Here is a 14,950-nt window from a genome sequence, read left to right as displayed (position 1 = left end):
GGCCTGTCCGGTCGGCGGGGAGGAACACCGGACAGGCCCTGGTGGATTCGGGGCGTCAGGGCGCAGGTCCCTGTGCAGCAGGACACAGGCCTCGGGAATTGGGATTGGCTGGTCTGAGAGGTTGAGCGCGCACAGGAAATCGTTGCCGCGTTTGAAGACGTGTCGGCTGGACGATGTGCGGTGCCACGCCCTGGTCCCCGATCACGGCGACGAGGCACCGCAGCTCGTTGAACCGTGGCAGGGTGACGGGTGTCATGGCTGGCTGAGGGTGAAACGGGCGCGCAGCAGGTCGGCGGTGCGTGAGCTGTGGCCGACGAGCAGGTCGAACGCTCCGGGCTCGACGATCCGGCGCCCTTCGGCGTCGACCAGGGAGCATGCCGCGGCGGGGATCTCCAGCCGGACCCGCACGCTGTCACCGGGTGGGATCGTGACCTGCCGCCAGGCCTTGAGTTCCCGCTGTGCCCACGTGACGCTCGTGACCACGTCGCTGATGTAGGCCTGCACGGTTTCCAGTACCGGCCGGGCGCCGGTGTTGGAGACGGTGACCTCGGCGCGAACCAAGCCGTCCAAGGCCACGACTTCATCGAGGATGGCCAGGTCGGTGTACTCGATGGTGCTGTAGGACAGGCCCTCCCCGAAGACGAAGAGTGGTTCCTGGGTCAGGTCGGCGTATCGGTCACCATGCTGGCCGCGCACCTGGTTGTAGTAGACGGGCTGCTGCCCGACATGGCGTGGCACGGAAAGGGGCAGGCGTCCCGACGGCTCGATGAGACCGAGGACGAGCTCGGCCACCGCCTGGCCGCCTCGCATGCCTGGGTTGAACGCCTCGATCAGCGCTGCCGCCGACAGCGCGGCGTCGGGGAGTACCGAGGGCTTGCCGTGGAGCAGCACCACGACGACGGGTGTGCCGGTGGCGACAAGCGCCTCAAGGAGGGCGACTTGTGCGCCCTGCAGCTCCAGGGTCGCGGTCGAGCAAGTTTCACCCGTCAACGCGACGGTGTCTCCGACGACGGCGACGACGTAATCAGCCGCGCGCGCGAGGCTCACCGCCTCCGCGATCTGAGCCTCGTCGACGGGCGCGGGTGCGAACAGGGGCGGACGGGGCTGTCCGTCGGGGTAGACCGGTCCTTGCGGGTCCGGCCCGAGGCGCCCGATGTCGGCGCCGCGGGCGTAGGTGACCGTCCACCCCTCGGGGACGGTTGCGCGGAACCCGTCGAGCACCGTCGTGACGGTCTCGCGCGGGTGCCCGTCCGGCATCCAGTCCACCTGGCCGGATGCGCCGGCCCAGTCGCCGAGCATGGCCTGCGGGTCGTCGCCGTTGGGGCCGATCACGGCGATCGTGCGAGGGCCCGCGGCGGTGACGGTGTGGCCCTGACCGTCTACGGTCAGTCCGCCGTCGAGGGGCAAGGTGCCGTCGTTGCGCAACAGCACCAGGGACCTTCGGGCGAGTTCGAGGTTGAGGGCGGTGTGCTCGGCGCATCCGATCACGTCGGCCTGGCGTGCCTGGTCCGGCACACGGGGATCCTCAAACAGGCCCAGTTCTATTTTCAGTTTCAGGATCCGCCGGACCGCCTCGTCGATCTCCTCCTCTCGCAGCCGCCCCTGCGCGACTGCTTTCTGGGCGCCCTCGAAGAAGTCCGGCGTGGTCATCACCAGGTCGTTTCCGGCCTGCACCGCGACCACTGCGGCCTCTACGGCATCTGCGCAGACCTTCTGCTCCCACACCATCCGGCCCACGTTGTCCCAGTCGGTTACGAGCGTGCCGGTGAACTCCCATTCGCCCTTGAGGACGTCGTTCAGGAGCCACTTGTTCGCCGTGATTGGGACCCCGTCCATCGCCTGGTAGCCGAGCATGAACGTGCGGCAGCCCTCGCGAGCGACCCTCTCGAATGGCGGCAGGAACCATGAGCGCAGCTTGCGCCGGCTCAGGTCCGCCTCGCTCGCGTCGCGTCCGCCCTGCGTCTCCGAGTAGCCCGCGAAGTGCTTGGCGCAGGCCAGGACCGCTGTCGGGTCGTCAAGTCCCGCTCCCTGATACCCGCGGACCATCGCGGCGCCCAGCTCCCCGATGAGCAGCGGGTCCTCGCCGAAGGTCTCGTTTACGCGGCCCCATCGCAGGTCGCGGGTGATGCACAGCACCGGCGAGAGGGTCCAGTGGATGCCCGTCGCGGCGACTTCTACCGCGGTGGCCCGGGCCATGCGCTCAACGAGCTTGGTGTCCCAGGTGCAGGCCATCCCCAACTGCGTGGGGAAGATCGTGGCACCCGGCCAGAACGAGTGGCCGTGGATGCAGTCGTCAGCGACGAGCAGCGGGATGCCCAGCCTGGTGGCTGCCGCCAGCTCGACGGCAGCGTGCATGCGCTCGGGCGAGGCATGCAAGATCGACCCGGCCAGCTTCGTGGCCACGACCTCCTCCAAGTCGCCCCGGGCGTCCAGCTGCAGCATCTGGCCGACCTTTTCCGGCAGCGTCATGCGGGCGAGCAGATCCTCGAGGCGTTCCTCGAGCGGTCTCGAAGGGTCCCGGTAGGCCGGCGAGGTCGTGGCCGCTGTGCCCGCGGGGCGTTCCGGGCGAGAGGAGGACTCCGATCCCGGCCCCCGGCACGCAGTTACCGTGTTCCGGTGTGCTTCTGAACTCATGAGTTCGATCTCCTGGGAAACTGTCGAGACGGTGCATCAGACGTCGTTGCTTGCGGGGGTACGCCTGCCGCGATGGCCTTCGCACGTTGCCGAACCGGTCGGGCTGCGGATGAAGGTGTCGCAGGCGGGCGGCACCGCTTCGCTCAGGGATTTGTGGGCCCCCTTCGCGTCCGCGGGCCACCAGTCGCAGTTGGTTGTTGCGCTGGGCCTGATGCGCCGCCACTTCGACTTCGGTGATAACCAGCTTGCGGCGAGCAGCAACCGCGAGGTGGATGGTCAGGCGGTGGCCGGATTGCCTGTCGCGGTGCTGATGGACGCGGAGAGGGACCGCGAGCTTGCGGTCACGCTCTCCGCGACGCGCCGGCGAGGTCACTGGTGGGCAGCGGCTCGGGCCGGCGGGTTGGCAGGATCAGCGGTGCGCCCTGACGCAGTGGGTGTGTCGCGCCCGCGACCTCTACTTGCGTCGGGAGACCTCCGGTCAGCGTGAACGTGGTGTGCTCCGGGCCGATCTCGACGTCGAACTCGCGTCCCTGCCACAGCATCCGGCGCAGGGTGAGGCCGTCCAGCTGAGGGGGCAGGGTCGGGTCGAGCCTGAGTCGGTCCTCACGCCAGCGCATCCCGCTGAATCCGTAGAGGAAGACCTGCAGGAAACCTCCCTGTCCGGTGGTGAACGTGAACGCGCCTCCGTGACGCTGCTCGGCGAACTGGTTGAACGGTCGGCGTATGAAGGGGTCCACGCTGCGCCGCATGAAGTCGTAGGCGGCGGACCCGAAAGTCCCCAGTGCGGCGTGGGCGATGGAGTGGATGGAGTCGGTCATGGACGGGCCGTCGGGGTCGGTGCGCGGCACGTAGTAGTCGAGATCGTTCCGCGCGACCTCGGGGGGCATGGGGTGCTCCCAGGGGTACTGCAGCATCACCACGTCGGCCTGCTTGATGGTGTCGCCGTCGTAGCCGTCGAACTGCGGATGAATGCCCAGATCCTCGTCGTACGGGGTTCGCAGGCCGTCGGCGACCCGGTCCCACTCGGGGTCCGCGGCCACGCGCACGATCTTCGCTGCCCGGGTGGCGATCCGCAGGGTCTTAGCGGCCGCGACGTTGGTGTACACGCTGTTGTCGACCGGGAAGTGGTATTCGTCCGGACCCATCACCTGCTTGATGTCGTAGCCGCCAGCATCATTGGGAACGGCGGAGCTCGCCCAGAATTCGGCTGCACCCTTCAGCACCGGCCAGGCGTTCTCGGCGAGCCAGTCGCGATCGCCGGTGGCGAGGTAGTACTGCCAGTGGGCGAGTGCGATGTCGGCGGTGATGTGGTGCTCGAGGTCACCCATTTCCCAGCCGGGTGGGGTCTGTTCGTCTCCATGCAGCGCGCTCTCCCAGGGGAACCTCGCACCCCCGAACCCTGTTCGGGTCGCGTACTCCTGGGCTGCGGCCAGACGCTGCTGTCGATAGGTGTTCATACCCGCCGCGATGTCCGGGTGCTGGGCCAGCAGCGCTGGATACATCCAGGTCTCGGTGTCCCAGAAGACGTGCCCGTTGTATCCGTCGCCGGACAGGCCGCACGGGGACAGGCTCCAGTTCACCCCGGCGCGGGTGCTTGCCAGCAGGTAGAACATGCTCGCGCGGACCTGCAGCTGCAGCACCGGATCCCCCAGGACCTCGATGTCGGCCCGCCACAGGTCGTCCCACGCCGCCTTGTGCTCGGTCAGCAGGTCACCGTACCCGGTGTCCGCCGCGGCCGCCGCGGCGGCGCGAGCAGCCGACAGCGGGTCGTCGGAGTCCTGGGAGCTGGCCACGCCGACGTACTTGGTGACCGTGTACGTGCTGCCAGCCTTCACATCGAAGGTCGCCTGCACACCAGCCGACTGGACCTGGTCGGTCTCGAACTCGGCGACGTGTGCCGCCACCCCGGTGGGCAGTTCCAGTCGCGACGCGAGCGCTGCGGTGATGTCCGTGCCGAGCGTCGTCACCGTCTCGTACGACTCGGCCGCCGTACCGTCGTAGCCCTTGCTCGACTGTTCGGTCAGCCTTGCGCTGGTTCCGTCGAAGACCCCGGACACGCGCGCGCTGCCACTCCAGTGCGGGGTGAAGGTGAGCTGGACCGCGGCCACCCGATGCCGGGCCCGGTGGACCAGTACCTCGTAGGTGAGATCGGTGCGGCGGCCCGCCGGTGAGGTCCACGTCGCTTGTGTGGTCAGCAGCCCGGCCCGCAGGTTCAGTGTCTGCCGGTAGTCGCTGACCGCTCCCTGCTCCGGGTCGTCCTGTTCACCTCCCCGCGCCTGGGGCAGCCGGCCGTAGGTGCCCGACTCGTCGGAGAACGCCAGCGTGGACCAGGTCGGGATGTTCGCGTACTTCTCGATCGGGCCGTCCTGGGCGAAGAACCCGGCCAGGTGCGCCTGGGTTTCGATCGGCGTCGTCGCGTATCCCGTCCCCGCCGCGGGGATCCTGCCACCGAAATAGCCGTTGGCGAGGAAGGTCGGCGCGTAGTCGTCGTCGGTTTCGGTGGTGCTGAGCGTCCACCCGGTGTCGGGCCGGGATTCTTCTGTGGCGGTGGTGGTGTGGTCCTCGTGACCGGGAGGGGCGTGCTCGGACCGCGCGGGTGCCGGGTCGTGGGTGGGGTTGTCCTGGTCGGAGGGGTCTTTGTGGGGGGGGGCATGCGTGCCCTTCTCTGATGGGTCTTGTTGTGGGGTGCGTGGGCTGGGTGCGCTGAGTGGCTGGGCGTAGCCCGGGTTTCTAGAACCGGCCTTACGCACATGCGTGGCTCAGGACTTGGAGCCGGACAGGGCGATGCCTTCGACGATCTGGCGTTGCGCGAACGCGAACACGAGCAGCATCGGTGCAGCCAGCAACGTCGTGGCGGCCATCAGCGCGGGCCAGTCCGAGACGTACTGGCCCTTGAACTGGTTGACCAGCAGCGGCAGCGTGAACTTGTCGGAGCTGTTGAGGAAGATCAGCGGGAAGAAGAAGTTGTTCCACTGGCCGAGGAAGGTGAAGATCCCCAACGCCGTGAGAGGGGTGCGCAGCAGCGGCAGGATGATCGTCACGAACCTGCGGACCCGGCCGGCGCCGTCGAGCTGGGCGGCTTCCTCCAACTCCACGGGGATGCCTTTGATGTACTGGCGTAGCAGGAAGACGCCGAAGGCGTTGAACAGTGCGGGTGGCACGATGATTGCGGCATGGGTGTCCACCCAGCCCAGCCAGCCCATGATGATGTACAGCGGGATGATCGTGAGCTGGCCGGGGACCATCATGGTCGCGAGGAAGACCATGAACAGCGGGCGGCGGCCCCAGAAGTCGATCCGCGCGAACGCGTAGGCGGCCATCGCCGAGGTGAGCAGGGAGACCGCGGTGACCGTCAGGGCGATGTAGGTGCTGTTCCAGAACCCGCGGACAAAGTCGGCCCCGCCCAGAGCGGTGCGGTAGCCCTGCTCGTTCCAGTCCTGGGGCAAGAGCTTGGGCGGCTGCATGAAGATCTCGCCCAAGGGTTTGAACGAGGAGAACAGCATCCAGGCGAACGGCAGAGCCATCCCGATGGCGCAGACGAGGAGGACCGCGTGCAGCAGCAGTTTGCGACGGGCGGGCCGGCCGGAGCCGGAAGCGCCCTTGGCGGTCGTGACCGCGCGGCTGTGGGTGTCGGAGAAAGTACTCATTCTGTGTAGTGCACCCATTTCTTCTGGGCTGCGAGCTGGCAGCCGGTGACTACGAGCAGGGCCAGGAACAGGAGGAGGGCGAGAGCCGATGCCTCTCCGAAGTTGAACTCACCGAAGGCGATCCGGACCACCTCGTAGACGATGGTGCGGGCGGAGTCCGGAGCCCTGTCGTCGAAGAAGACGTAGATGTAGTCGAACACCTGGAACGAGCCGATGATCGAGGTGATGGAGAGGAACAGGATGGTCGGGGACAGCAGCGGGATGGTGACGTGTCGCAGCTTCTGCCACTCCGAACAGCCGTCCAGCAAGGCGGCTTCCAGGTACGAGCGGTCGATGCTCTGCAGCCCGGCCATGAACATGACCAGCTGGTAGCCCAGGCCCTGCCAGATCCCGACGATCGCGAAGGCCGGGATGACGAACCGGGCGTCCTGCAGCCAGTTCGGCGCGGGCAGCCCGATCTCGCGCAGTGCGTTGTTGACCGGGCTGATGTTGGGGTTGAAGAGCCACAGCCAGATCGCCGCGACCGCAACCGAAGAGGTGATCACCGGGGCGAAGAACGCCAGCCGGTACACCGGGGTCAGCTTGCCGGCCCGCTGCATCAGCACGGCGAAGAACAATCCCGAGAGCATCAGTCCCGGCACCTGCAACACCGTGAACCAGACGGTGTTGACCGCCGAGCGCTGGATGCGCGGGGAGGACACGACCTCGGCGAAGTTGGACAGCCCGGCGAAGGATCGCGTGCCGAACCCGTCCCAGTGGTAGAACGCCAGCACCAGGGCGAACAGCAGCGGGCCGACCATGAACACCACCAGCCCCAGCAACTGGGGCGCCAGGAACAGGTATCCCGCGGCCGTGTCCCCGCCTCGCCGACGCCGACGCCGACTCCGGCGGTCCGGGTGGACGTCCGGGGCCGCGGACGTCAGCCGCGCCCGGGCCTGGGAACCGGTGCTGCTGATGGCCATCAGGCGCCCCCGTTGATCAGCTTGACCACCTTGCCGCTGAACGAACGCGGCGTCTCGTTGCCCGCCTTGAGCATCTTGTCCACCAGCACCGGGAGCTCTTGGGCGGCCTTCGCGTTGCCGGCGATCGCGCTGGGGACGGCGTAGCCCTTGGCCGCGACGTCGTTGAACAGCTTGCCGTGCGCGGGCACGTTGCCCTCGGTGACGACGTCGTCCAGTCCCTTGATCGACGGCACCGCGTTGCCGCCGTCGGACAGGCGGAACCTCTGCCCCTCGGCGTTCAGGAAGTTGCCGAGGAACTCCAGCGCCTTGGCCTGGTTCTTGGACTTGGCGTTGACCGACAGCGCCGCCGTGTTGACCGGTACCGGCATGACGTCCTTGCCGGACAGGGAGGGCAAGGGGGCGATATCGAAGCCGAACTTGACCTTCCTGACGTTCGGCAGGATGACGCGGCTGTAAGTGAGGCAGGCCAGCTGGCCGGCGTAGAACAGTACGTCACCGCCCTGTCCCTGCGGGAGGGCGCCGGAGTAGGTGATGTTTCCCGACTTCAACTGCTCGAACAGCCACGCCAGCGCCTCCTGGGACTTGGGGTCGGCGTCGAACACCGCCTTACCGGACTCGTCGAAGAGCGTCCCACCGAAGGTGGACATCCAGCCGAACCAGTCGAACCAGTTGCTGCCATTGAGCAACAGACCCCTCTTCTTGGTGGCGCGGATCTTGTCGAGCAGGTCGGTGAGCGTGTCCTGGGTCCAGGTGCCCGCCTCGAACTGGGCGGCCGGGTCGGTGCTGACGCCCGCCTCGGCCAGGAGGTCCTTGTTGAACCAGAACACCAGCGGACTGCAGTCCACCGGCAGCCCGAACAGCCCGGGGCTACCGTCCGCAGGCCTGCACCACCGGTACAGCCCCTCGTGGAAGTCATCGAGCTTGACCGCGGCGTCACCACTGTCCAGGTAGTCGGTGAGGTCGAGCACCTGCTTGGTTTCGATCAGCTTGGCCATGTAGATGTCACCGACGTAGAAGGCGTCGGGAGCGGCGCCGGCCGACAGTTGCGGCAGCAGCTTGGAGAGGTAGTCACCCACGACCTGTTGGTAAGTGACCTTCACGCCCAGCTTCTCGGTCATCTTCTCGGAGAACCGACGGAACACTTCCGACTGGGGCGGCCCGTCCCAACCCGCCCACTTCAGTCCAGGCCCACTCCCCGCGGAGCCGCCGCCGCATGCCGCAAGCGCGGGCGCGGCGGCCAGACCGAGACCGGCGAACATGCCCGCCTTGAGGATGCTGCGGCGGTCCACAGCCGTGGTGGCAGCCGCCTCCTTGATCACATTCCTGCTTCTGAACACAGTCGTCCCTTCCGCTGACGGTACGTCGCCGTAGAGCAGCCCTTGATCGTTTCGCCGCGTCACGGCGCCTGGTCGAGCTTGTGGGCGCAGGTTCGCGGGCCCTCGGTGTCATCGATATAACTTCTGTGTTACCGATAAAACTGGGACCGTAGGGTCGTTTGCCGCAGCAAGTCAAGAGGTCTGCATGAACGTGACGGTGACCGTCGCAGCGCCGCCCGCACTGGGGCGTCATCGGGAGGGGCCCGGCACGCCCCCTGACCACGTCGCGGATCTTCCACCAGGTCACTGGTGTTCTCTGCGGCGAGAGGCGTACGCATGACACACCCCGGGGGACGCATGCCGACAGCCCGCAGCGATCCTGCGGCCCTGATCGGCGCGACCATACGGGCGGGCGGTCGAACATCCTTGACCGTCGCGCTTCCTGCCCACCAGAATGAGCGGATGGGTTTTACCGATCAACCACCGGTTCCGCAGCGCGGTCAGAGACCGGCCACTGAGGGAACGTCCGGGTCGTCAAGGCCGACCATGGCCATGGTGGCGGCGCGGGTGGGAGTTTCCAAGCAGACCGTTCACTACGCCTTGAACTCTCCGGACCGTCTCAGCCCAACAACGTTGCGACGGGTCCTCAAAGCAGTCGACGAGTTGGGTTACCGCCCCAACCAGGCTGCGCGTTCGCTGCGAACGCAGTCTCCGCGGGCCGTGGGCTTTCGGCTGTTGCCGACCACCGAAGGTCAGTCGGGCGGGGTATGGGCGAGCTATCTCTACGAACTCTCGGTAGCGGCACACCGAGCCGACCACGCGGTCTTCTGCCACCCCGCCGCCACCGACGAGGAAGAGATCCAGGTCATCCAGGAGATCTTCAGCGCGAACACCGTCGACTGCTTCGTGATCACTTCCACCCAGGATCACGACCCTCGTATCGCCTTCCTGCGTGAACGCGGCATTCCCTTCGTCTCGTTCGGGCGCCCCTGGGGTCATCCCATGTCGGACACGTGGTGGGTCGACGTCGACGGGGCCGCCGGTATGGAGCAGGCCGTGGACCATCTCGCCGAACGCGGTCACCGGCGCATTGCCTACGTGGGCTGGGACGGGCGCAACGGGTTCGGGGGCGACCGGGAGTCCGGCTGGCGCCGGGCCATGCGTTCACATGGCTTCTCGACCCGTGATCTCGCGGTCTGCGGGCCCGACGAGATCAGCACGGGGCGGGAGCTCGCCGGCCGACTCCTCGACAGGAAGACGCCACCAACAGGCTTCGTGTGCGTCAGCGACACCATCGCGATCGGTGCGCTTCGAGCGTGCCGGGAGCGAGGACTGGCCGCCGGCCGTGACGTCGGCGTCGTGGGATTCGACGACAGCGTCGGCGCACACTTTGTCGACCCGGGATTGACCAGCCTCGCCCAGCCACTGGAACTGGTCGCACGACACACCATGCGCCTCCTCCTCGACCGGCTCAAGGACCCAGACGCCAAGGCCGAACAGGTCCTGCTCCGGCCAACCCTCGTGGTCCGGGAAAGCACCGTGCCCCTATGAGTCCCCAGCCAGGCTTCGCTGCAGTGCGCTGCCGTCTCAACGCGCGCGGACGGTCATTCGCGCTGGTTCAAGGCTCTCGTCAGCTGGCGGTTGGCCTCGCGGGCGGCCTTGAGTTCGGCCTCTCGCTCCTCCAGGGCGGTGGTCAAGTCGGCGGTGCCCTGTTCAAGCTTGGTGATCGTCTGCTGGAGTTCCTCGGTGCAGGCCGGGCTGCCCAGACCCGACTCGTGCCACGCCTGGTTCCCGAGGTGCCGGGAGAGGAGCGTCTCCAATTGCTGGACCCTTGCGGATAGACGGGCAGCGCGGGCATTGGCATTGGCCAGGTCCGCCTGCAGCGATGCCCCGGTGGCGGTCCCTGGTTCTGGCATCTCACCGGCCGACCGAAGACCGGCCGCGTGGAGGAGCTCCAAAAGGTCGCGGTGGCGGTAGAGGAAGGTGCGGTCGACCTGTGCTGCACGGGCGATGGCCGATGCGGTCAGCGGTGTGCCGTGGCGCGCGGCGGTCGTGATGGCTTCCTGGACGCGGCTGCGGCGCCGTTCGGTGCCAGCCTCGCGGCCGTTGCTCATCGCAGAGGTCACTTCGGCATCCTTGTCGGGCGGACGTCGGGAACGGGCTGGCGCACACGGGGCATGCCGAGCGTGACGGTGCGGCTGCGGCGGACGAGGGTGACGGCCTGCTCGATCTGGGCGCGGTCCTCGGGGGTGAGGTCTTCGAGGTCGGTCTGGACGCGTTCGATCAGGCGGCGCACCCGGCGGATCTCTTCCTGTGAGGGCATGGCCTGGGTCCGGGCCCAGTCGTCGGCTTCGAACGCGGACATCAGACGTTCGCGGCTGCGGAGCAGATCGGCGAGGTGGGCCTGGAGGTCGGGGAGGTAGGAGACGTCGGTGGAGAAGGGCTCGCAACCCAGGCAGCGGAAGCGGAGCGGGCAGGCGTGGCCGCCGGCCGCGACGTTGGAGGGCTCACGGCACCCGCCGTAGGGGACGGCAACCTCGCCGATCGCGCGGCGGACGTGTTCGGAGTCGAGCAGGCTCTTCGCGGTGCGCCAGACCCGGTTGCCGTGCCGGTCGAACTGCAGGGCGGTGCCCGGTCGACGGCTTCGCGTCGACGTTCCTCGCCGACGCGGTAGTAGCCCATGGTGGTGTGGACCAGCCGGTGGTCCATCAGCTCCTTGAGGACGTCGACGGGGACGCCGGCGTCGGCGTGCCGCTGGGCATAGCAGTGGCGGTAGGCGTAGGGGAAGATGCGGGTCTTGTCGAACGGCACCAGCCGCGGGATGCGGGTGTTCCCGTCGGCGACGACGACGGGCACGAGGAGGTCGGGCAGGGAGTTCACCCAGGCCCGGTGGTGGGTGGAGATGTCCACGAGAGGTTTGGTGCCCTCCGGGTTGGTCTTGGGGCGCGGCAGGAGCCGCAGGCGGGTTTGGTCGACCCTGCCGACCAGCAGGACGACAAGCCGGTCCCGCGCGCTCCGGCAGGCGGCGAACATAGCCACCAGCTCAGCGTCCTCCGCCCGGTCCACCTGCGTCTCCGGCTCACGAAGCGAGTGCACCGGACGCAACCGGTAGAACAGGCTGCCGTCCTCGCCTTGGGCTTCCGCCGGGAGGTCCCGGCTGTCGGCGAGCTCGTAGATCTGCCCGAGCACCGACCTCGGTGCCTCCCGGACCGACACCGCGTGCGACAGCAGGCCTCGCACCGCGATGAGCACCCGGTTGATGCGGCGCTCACCCCGCACCGGGACGGCACCCGGCCCCGACCGCACCACTGGCACCACCCCGTCCCGGGGCGCCGGGGTGTACTTCAGCCAGATCATGAACAGACCCCGGTCGAGCAGGCGGACACGTACGTGAGGACGGGCAAGACCGGACAGCCCGAGAAGCAGTCCATCGACTGTGAACTGATCACCGAGAAGAACGCCGCCGAGTACGGCGTCTTCGCCAAGCTCTGACACCGGCGACGTGGGTACCGCGGCCGGTCCCGGCCGAGCCCCGGAGACAGGCTGTTCCGCAGCGGTAACAGGCCCTGGCGCCCGGCCGCCAGGGATGACAAGGATGGAGACATGGTGGCGGCAGCGTCCACTCCCAGCCCTGACCATATGCGGCTGCTGATCAAAGTAGCCCGCATGTATCACGAGCGCGGAGTGCGGCAGCCCGAGATCGCGGCACATCTCAACATGTCGCAGCCGCGTGTCTCCCGTCTGCTCAAGGAGGCGGTCGACAGGGGAGTGGTCCGCACCGTCGTGGTGTCACCCGAAGGCGTACACGCCGAGCTGGAGGAAGCCCTCGTCGAACGGTACGGCCTGCGCGACGCCGTCGTGGTCGAGGTGGAGGGCTCGGGGGCGGACGTCATCCCCGCGCTCGCCGCGGCCACCGCCACCTATCTCGACGCGACGCTCAAGGGAGGAGAGGTCATCGGTGTCTCCTCCTGGAGCGCCACTCTCCTCGAATCCGTGAAGGTCATGCGGGCCAAGACGTCGTCCGTGGCACACGAGGTGGTCCAGATCGTCGGCGGCTCCGGCAGCCCGGAAGTACAGCTGCACGCCACCCGGCTGACGAGCCGGCTGGCGGAACTCACCGGCGCCCGACCGGTGTTCGCCTCCTCGGCCGCCCTGGTCGGCAGCAGGGAACTGCGGGTCCTGCTGGCGCAGGAGCCGGCCATGGTGGGTGTCATGCAGGCATGGTCACGTCTCACACTGGCGCTCCTCGGCATCGGCAGCCTCGACCCCTCTCCGCTGCTGCGACGCTCGGGCAACGCCATCACCTCCCAGGACCAGCGGGCACTGAAGAAACTCGGAGCGGTGGGCGACGTCTGCGCCCGGTACTTCGACGCCGACGGGAACTCCGTCGGTGCGCCTTTCAACGACCGCCTCATCGGCATCGATCCGGATCAGCTGCGCGCCGTGGAACGCCGTATCGCGGTAGCCGGGAATGGACAAGGTGGCAGCGATCCGGGGCGCGGTGCGAGGCAGGTGGATCAACATCCTGGTCACCGATGTCGATGTCGCCCGAGAACTGTTGAGCGGCTGACCGCGGTACGACGCGTCCACACGGCCGGAGGTCGGCTTCGGCACCTCCGTCCCCTCGGCACATCCGCCCTTCGGCCCATCCGCCCCTCGGCGGCTCCGTAGCGGTACGGGGCGGCTTCCAGCGGTGCGCCCGTACGGCCGAAGCGCTTCCCCAACGCATCAGCAGAGCCCTACACATGGAGGTCTCCGATGGAACCCCGCGCCCCGATCAGCGCCCCACGATCTCCCGCGTTCTCCCACCTCACCCGCGCGCTCGTCGTGAGCACGGCGGCCCTCGGCCTCACACTGTCGCTCACCCAGACCGGCGCGGCGGCGGGCGCCGGCTCATCGGCGGGGGACCGGGACCGGCAGGTGCGAACCGGCAGCCATGCCACCGCGCCGTCGGCCGCGCCCCGTACGATCGTCACGACCGACCCGGAGCTGGACGACCTCAACTCGATGCTGCGCATGCTGCTGTACAGCAACGAGATCAACATCGCCGGCCTCGTCTACTCCTCCAGCCAGCACCACTACCGGGGCGACCCGAGCCGGGGCCTGGAGGCACATCGCTGGCCCGCCCCCGGGGCCCGGCTGCACATCGCCGAGGCCGTCGACGCCTACGCCCGGGCCTACCCGAACCTCGTCCGGCACGACCCGCGCTATCCCGCGCCCTCCCGCCTGCGGTCGCTGATCGCGATGGGCAATGTCACCGACGAGGGCGACATGGCCGCGGACACGGAAGGCTCCGACCTGATCAGGAAGGTCCTGCTGGACGACAAGCCGGGGCAGGTGTTCCTGCAGGCCTGGGGCGGGCCCAACACCATCGCCAGGGCCCTCCGGTCGATCCAGGACGAGTACCAGGGCACTCCTCGGTGGCGCGCCGTCTACAAGAAGGTCGTGAACAAGGCGGTCATCACCAGCTTCGGCCAGCAGGACGCCACGTTCGACGACTACATCAAACCCCGACTGGCCCGACATCCAGAACCGGGAAGTGGCCACCTCCGTGTGGGGGTACGGTTCCCGCGGTGTCGTCCGCCCCGAGGGCGCGTTCTACCACTCCGCCGGGTGGACCGGGACCAACGTTTCCGGCGTGGGACCGATCGGCGCCTCGTACCGCGTCTGGGGTGACGGCAAGCAGATGGCGGCCGGCTTCGACGACGAGGACTACTTCGGCCTGTCCGGATACACGGCCGAGGAACTGAAAGCGATGGGGTACCTGGTCTGGACGCCACCGCGGCCCAAGGGATCGTGGATATCGGAGGGCGACTCCTCCAACTTCGCCCTCCTCGTCGGCAACGGACTGCGCAGCTACGAGCATCCCGGCTGGGGCGGCTGGGGCGGCTGGGGCGGCCGGCAGGCCGTCGCCCCCGACGACCCCCACCGGTGGTCCAACCGGGACGCACAGGACGCCGACGAGACCGGCGCCAAGCCGCGTGACTACGCGGCCGCGCGCTGGTTCTCCGCCATCCAGAACGACTTCGCCGCGCGCCTCCGGTGGAGTGTCAGCAGTTACGCGGACGCCAACCACGCTCCCCGCGCGCGCATCAACCAAGGCCTGGACATCGACCGCCGCGCGGGCCGGCCCGTCGAACTCACCTCCCGGGTCACCGACCCCGACGGCGACACCGTCACACTCGATTGGTGGCAGTACCGGGAAGCCGGAACGTATCCCGGCACCGTCGACATCCGGCGCAAGGGCAACGGCACCGTACACGTGAAGGTTCCCGCGGATGCCCGGCCCGGCCAGACCATCCACCTCATCCTCGAAGCCAAGGACAACGGCACGCCGGCCCTCACCAGCTACCAGCGGGTCGTCATCACCATCGTCTGACGCGGTCAGGAG

General features: G+C 68.3%; 11 protein-coding genes and 2 pseudogenes. 5 read left to right on the top strand and 8 right to left on the bottom strand.

Annotated elements, in window-relative coordinates:
• Positions 1-252: 252 nt before the first annotated feature.
• The 5 genes from AB0P17_RS10030 to AB0P17_RS10010 all read right to left on the bottom strand — a co-directional run bounded on the left by AB0P17_RS10030 (position 253) and on the right by AB0P17_RS10010 (position 8,562).
• A complete protein-coding gene (locus tag AB0P17_RS10030) occupies positions 253-2,469 on the bottom strand; it encodes a glycoside hydrolase family 3 N-terminal domain-containing protein (protein ID WP_365809320.1) in 2,217 nt (738 codons plus the stop codon).
• A 506-nt stretch (positions 2,470-2,975) separates the two neighbouring features.
• Positions 2,976-5,384 (bottom strand): glycosyl hydrolase family 65 protein, encoded by a 2,409-nt coding sequence (locus tag AB0P17_RS10025; protein WP_365809319.1) that lies wholly within the window; start codon positions 5,382-5,384, stop codon positions 2,976-2,978.
• 9 nt (positions 5,385-5,393) lie between these two features.
• On the bottom strand, positions 5,394-6,281 hold the full coding sequence (locus AB0P17_RS10020; protein ID WP_365809318.1) for a carbohydrate ABC transporter permease: 888 nt from the start codon (positions 6,279-6,281) through the stop codon (positions 5,394-5,396).
• Positions 6,278-7,243, bottom strand: coding sequence for a sugar ABC transporter permease (locus AB0P17_RS10015; protein ID WP_365809316.1), 966 nt, complete (start codon positions 7,241-7,243; stop codon positions 6,278-6,280). Before AB0P17_RS10015 ends, AB0P17_RS10020 begins: the two co-directional genes overlap by 4 nt.
• Positions 7,243-8,562 carry an extracellular solute-binding protein gene (locus tag AB0P17_RS10010; RefSeq protein WP_365809314.1) on the bottom strand — a complete coding sequence of 440 codons (1,320 nt, stop codon included), beginning with the start codon at positions 8,560-8,562 and terminating at the stop codon, positions 7,243-7,245. Before AB0P17_RS10010 ends, AB0P17_RS10015 begins: the two co-directional genes overlap by 1 nt.
• A 543-nt stretch (positions 8,563-9,105) precedes the next feature.
• Here AB0P17_RS10010 and AB0P17_RS10005 point away from each other — a divergent pair.
• Positions 9,106-10,110: a LacI family DNA-binding transcriptional regulator gene (locus AB0P17_RS10005; RefSeq protein ID WP_365809312.1), complete on the top strand. Its 1,005-nt coding sequence runs from the start codon at positions 9,106-9,108 to the stop codon at positions 10,108-10,110.
• Between the two features lie 53 nt (positions 10,111-10,163).
• On the opposite strand, the gene AB0P17_RS10000 is transcribed toward AB0P17_RS10005, so the two are convergent.
• Genes AB0P17_RS10000 through AB0P17_RS09990 form a run of 3 tightly spaced genes read right to left on the bottom strand, consistent with a single transcriptional unit; the run spans position 10,164 to position 11,916 of the window.
• Positions 10,164-10,685 carry a hypothetical protein gene (locus tag AB0P17_RS10000; protein ID WP_306961360.1) on the bottom strand — a complete coding sequence of 174 codons (522 nt, stop codon included), beginning with the start codon at positions 10,683-10,685 and terminating at the stop codon, positions 10,164-10,166.
• Positions 10,682-10,924, bottom strand: a complete 243-nt coding sequence (locus AB0P17_RS09995) for a hypothetical protein (protein ID WP_365809310.1) — start codon at positions 10,922-10,924, stop codon at positions 10,682-10,684. Before AB0P17_RS09995 ends, AB0P17_RS10000 begins: the two co-directional genes overlap by 4 nt.
• A complete protein-coding gene (locus tag AB0P17_RS09990) occupies positions 10,924-11,916 on the bottom strand; it encodes a hypothetical protein (protein ID WP_365809308.1) in 993 nt (330 codons plus the stop codon). Before AB0P17_RS09990 ends, AB0P17_RS09995 begins: the two co-directional genes overlap by 1 nt.
• A gap of 246 nt (positions 11,917-12,162) precedes the next feature.
• On the opposite strand from AB0P17_RS09990, the pseudogene AB0P17_RS09985 reads away from it, so the two are divergent.
• The 4 genes and pseudogenes from AB0P17_RS09985 (at position 12,163) to AB0P17_RS09970 (ending at position 14,938) form a co-directional block, all read left to right on the top strand.
• A pseudogene (locus tag AB0P17_RS09985) lies at positions 12,163-13,129 on the top strand (sugar-binding domain-containing protein).
• A 188-nt stretch (positions 13,130-13,317) separates the two neighbouring features.
• The gene (locus tag AB0P17_RS09980) at positions 13,318-14,235 is read left to right on the top strand and encodes a DUF1593 domain-containing protein (protein ID WP_365809306.1); all 918 of its coding nucleotides are present in this window, start codon (positions 13,318-13,320) and stop codon (positions 14,233-14,235) included.
• Positions 14,135-14,389 (top strand): annotated as a pseudogene (locus tag AB0P17_RS09975) (hypothetical protein); the annotation flags it as partial. The gene AB0P17_RS09980 and the pseudogene AB0P17_RS09975, both read left to right, overlap by 101 nt.
• Before the next feature lie 18 nt (positions 14,390-14,407).
• The gene (locus AB0P17_RS09970) at positions 14,408-14,938 is read left to right on the top strand and encodes a hypothetical protein (RefSeq protein WP_365809448.1); all 531 of its coding nucleotides are present in this window, start codon (positions 14,408-14,410) and stop codon (positions 14,936-14,938) included.
• Positions 14,939-14,950: the final 12 nt, after the last annotated feature.

It is taken from the genome of Streptomyces sp. NPDC088124 (genome assembly GCF_040685895.1).
GTDB lineage: Bacteria > Actinomycetota > Actinomycetes > Streptomycetales > Streptomycetaceae > Streptomyces.
Note: the sequence above shows the minus strand (reverse complement) of the source record. Positions and strands in the feature narration are given on the sequence as shown.

Bases quoted from the DNA above. Each gene is read 5' to 3' on its own strand.
- AB0P17_RS09995 (WP_365809310.1), bottom strand. From the start codon at position 10,924: ATGTCCGCGTTCGAAGCCGACGACTGGGCCCGGACCCAGGCCATGCCC.
- AB0P17_RS10030 (WP_365809320.1), bottom strand. From the start codon at position 2,469: ATGACGCTGCCGGAAAAGGTCGGCCAGATGCTGCAGCTGGACGCCCGG.
- AB0P17_RS10020 (WP_365809318.1), bottom strand. From the start codon at position 6,281: ATGAGTACTTTCTCCGACACCCACAGCCGCGCGGTCACGACCGCCAAG.
- AB0P17_RS09980 (WP_365809306.1), top strand. From the start codon at position 13,318: ATGGAACCCCGCGCCCCGATCAGCGCCCCACGATCTCCCGCGTTCTCC.
- AB0P17_RS10015 (WP_365809316.1), bottom strand. From the start codon at position 7,243: ATGGCCATCAGCAGCACCGGTTCCCAGGCCCGGGCGCGGCTGACGTCC.
- AB0P17_RS09990 (WP_365809308.1), bottom strand. From the start codon at position 11,916: ATGATCTGGCTGAAGTACACCCCGGCGCCCCGGGACGGGGTGGTGCCA.
- AB0P17_RS10005 (WP_365809312.1), top strand. From the start codon at position 9,106: ATGGCCATGGTGGCGGCGCGGGTGGGAGTTTCCAAGCAGACCGTTCAC.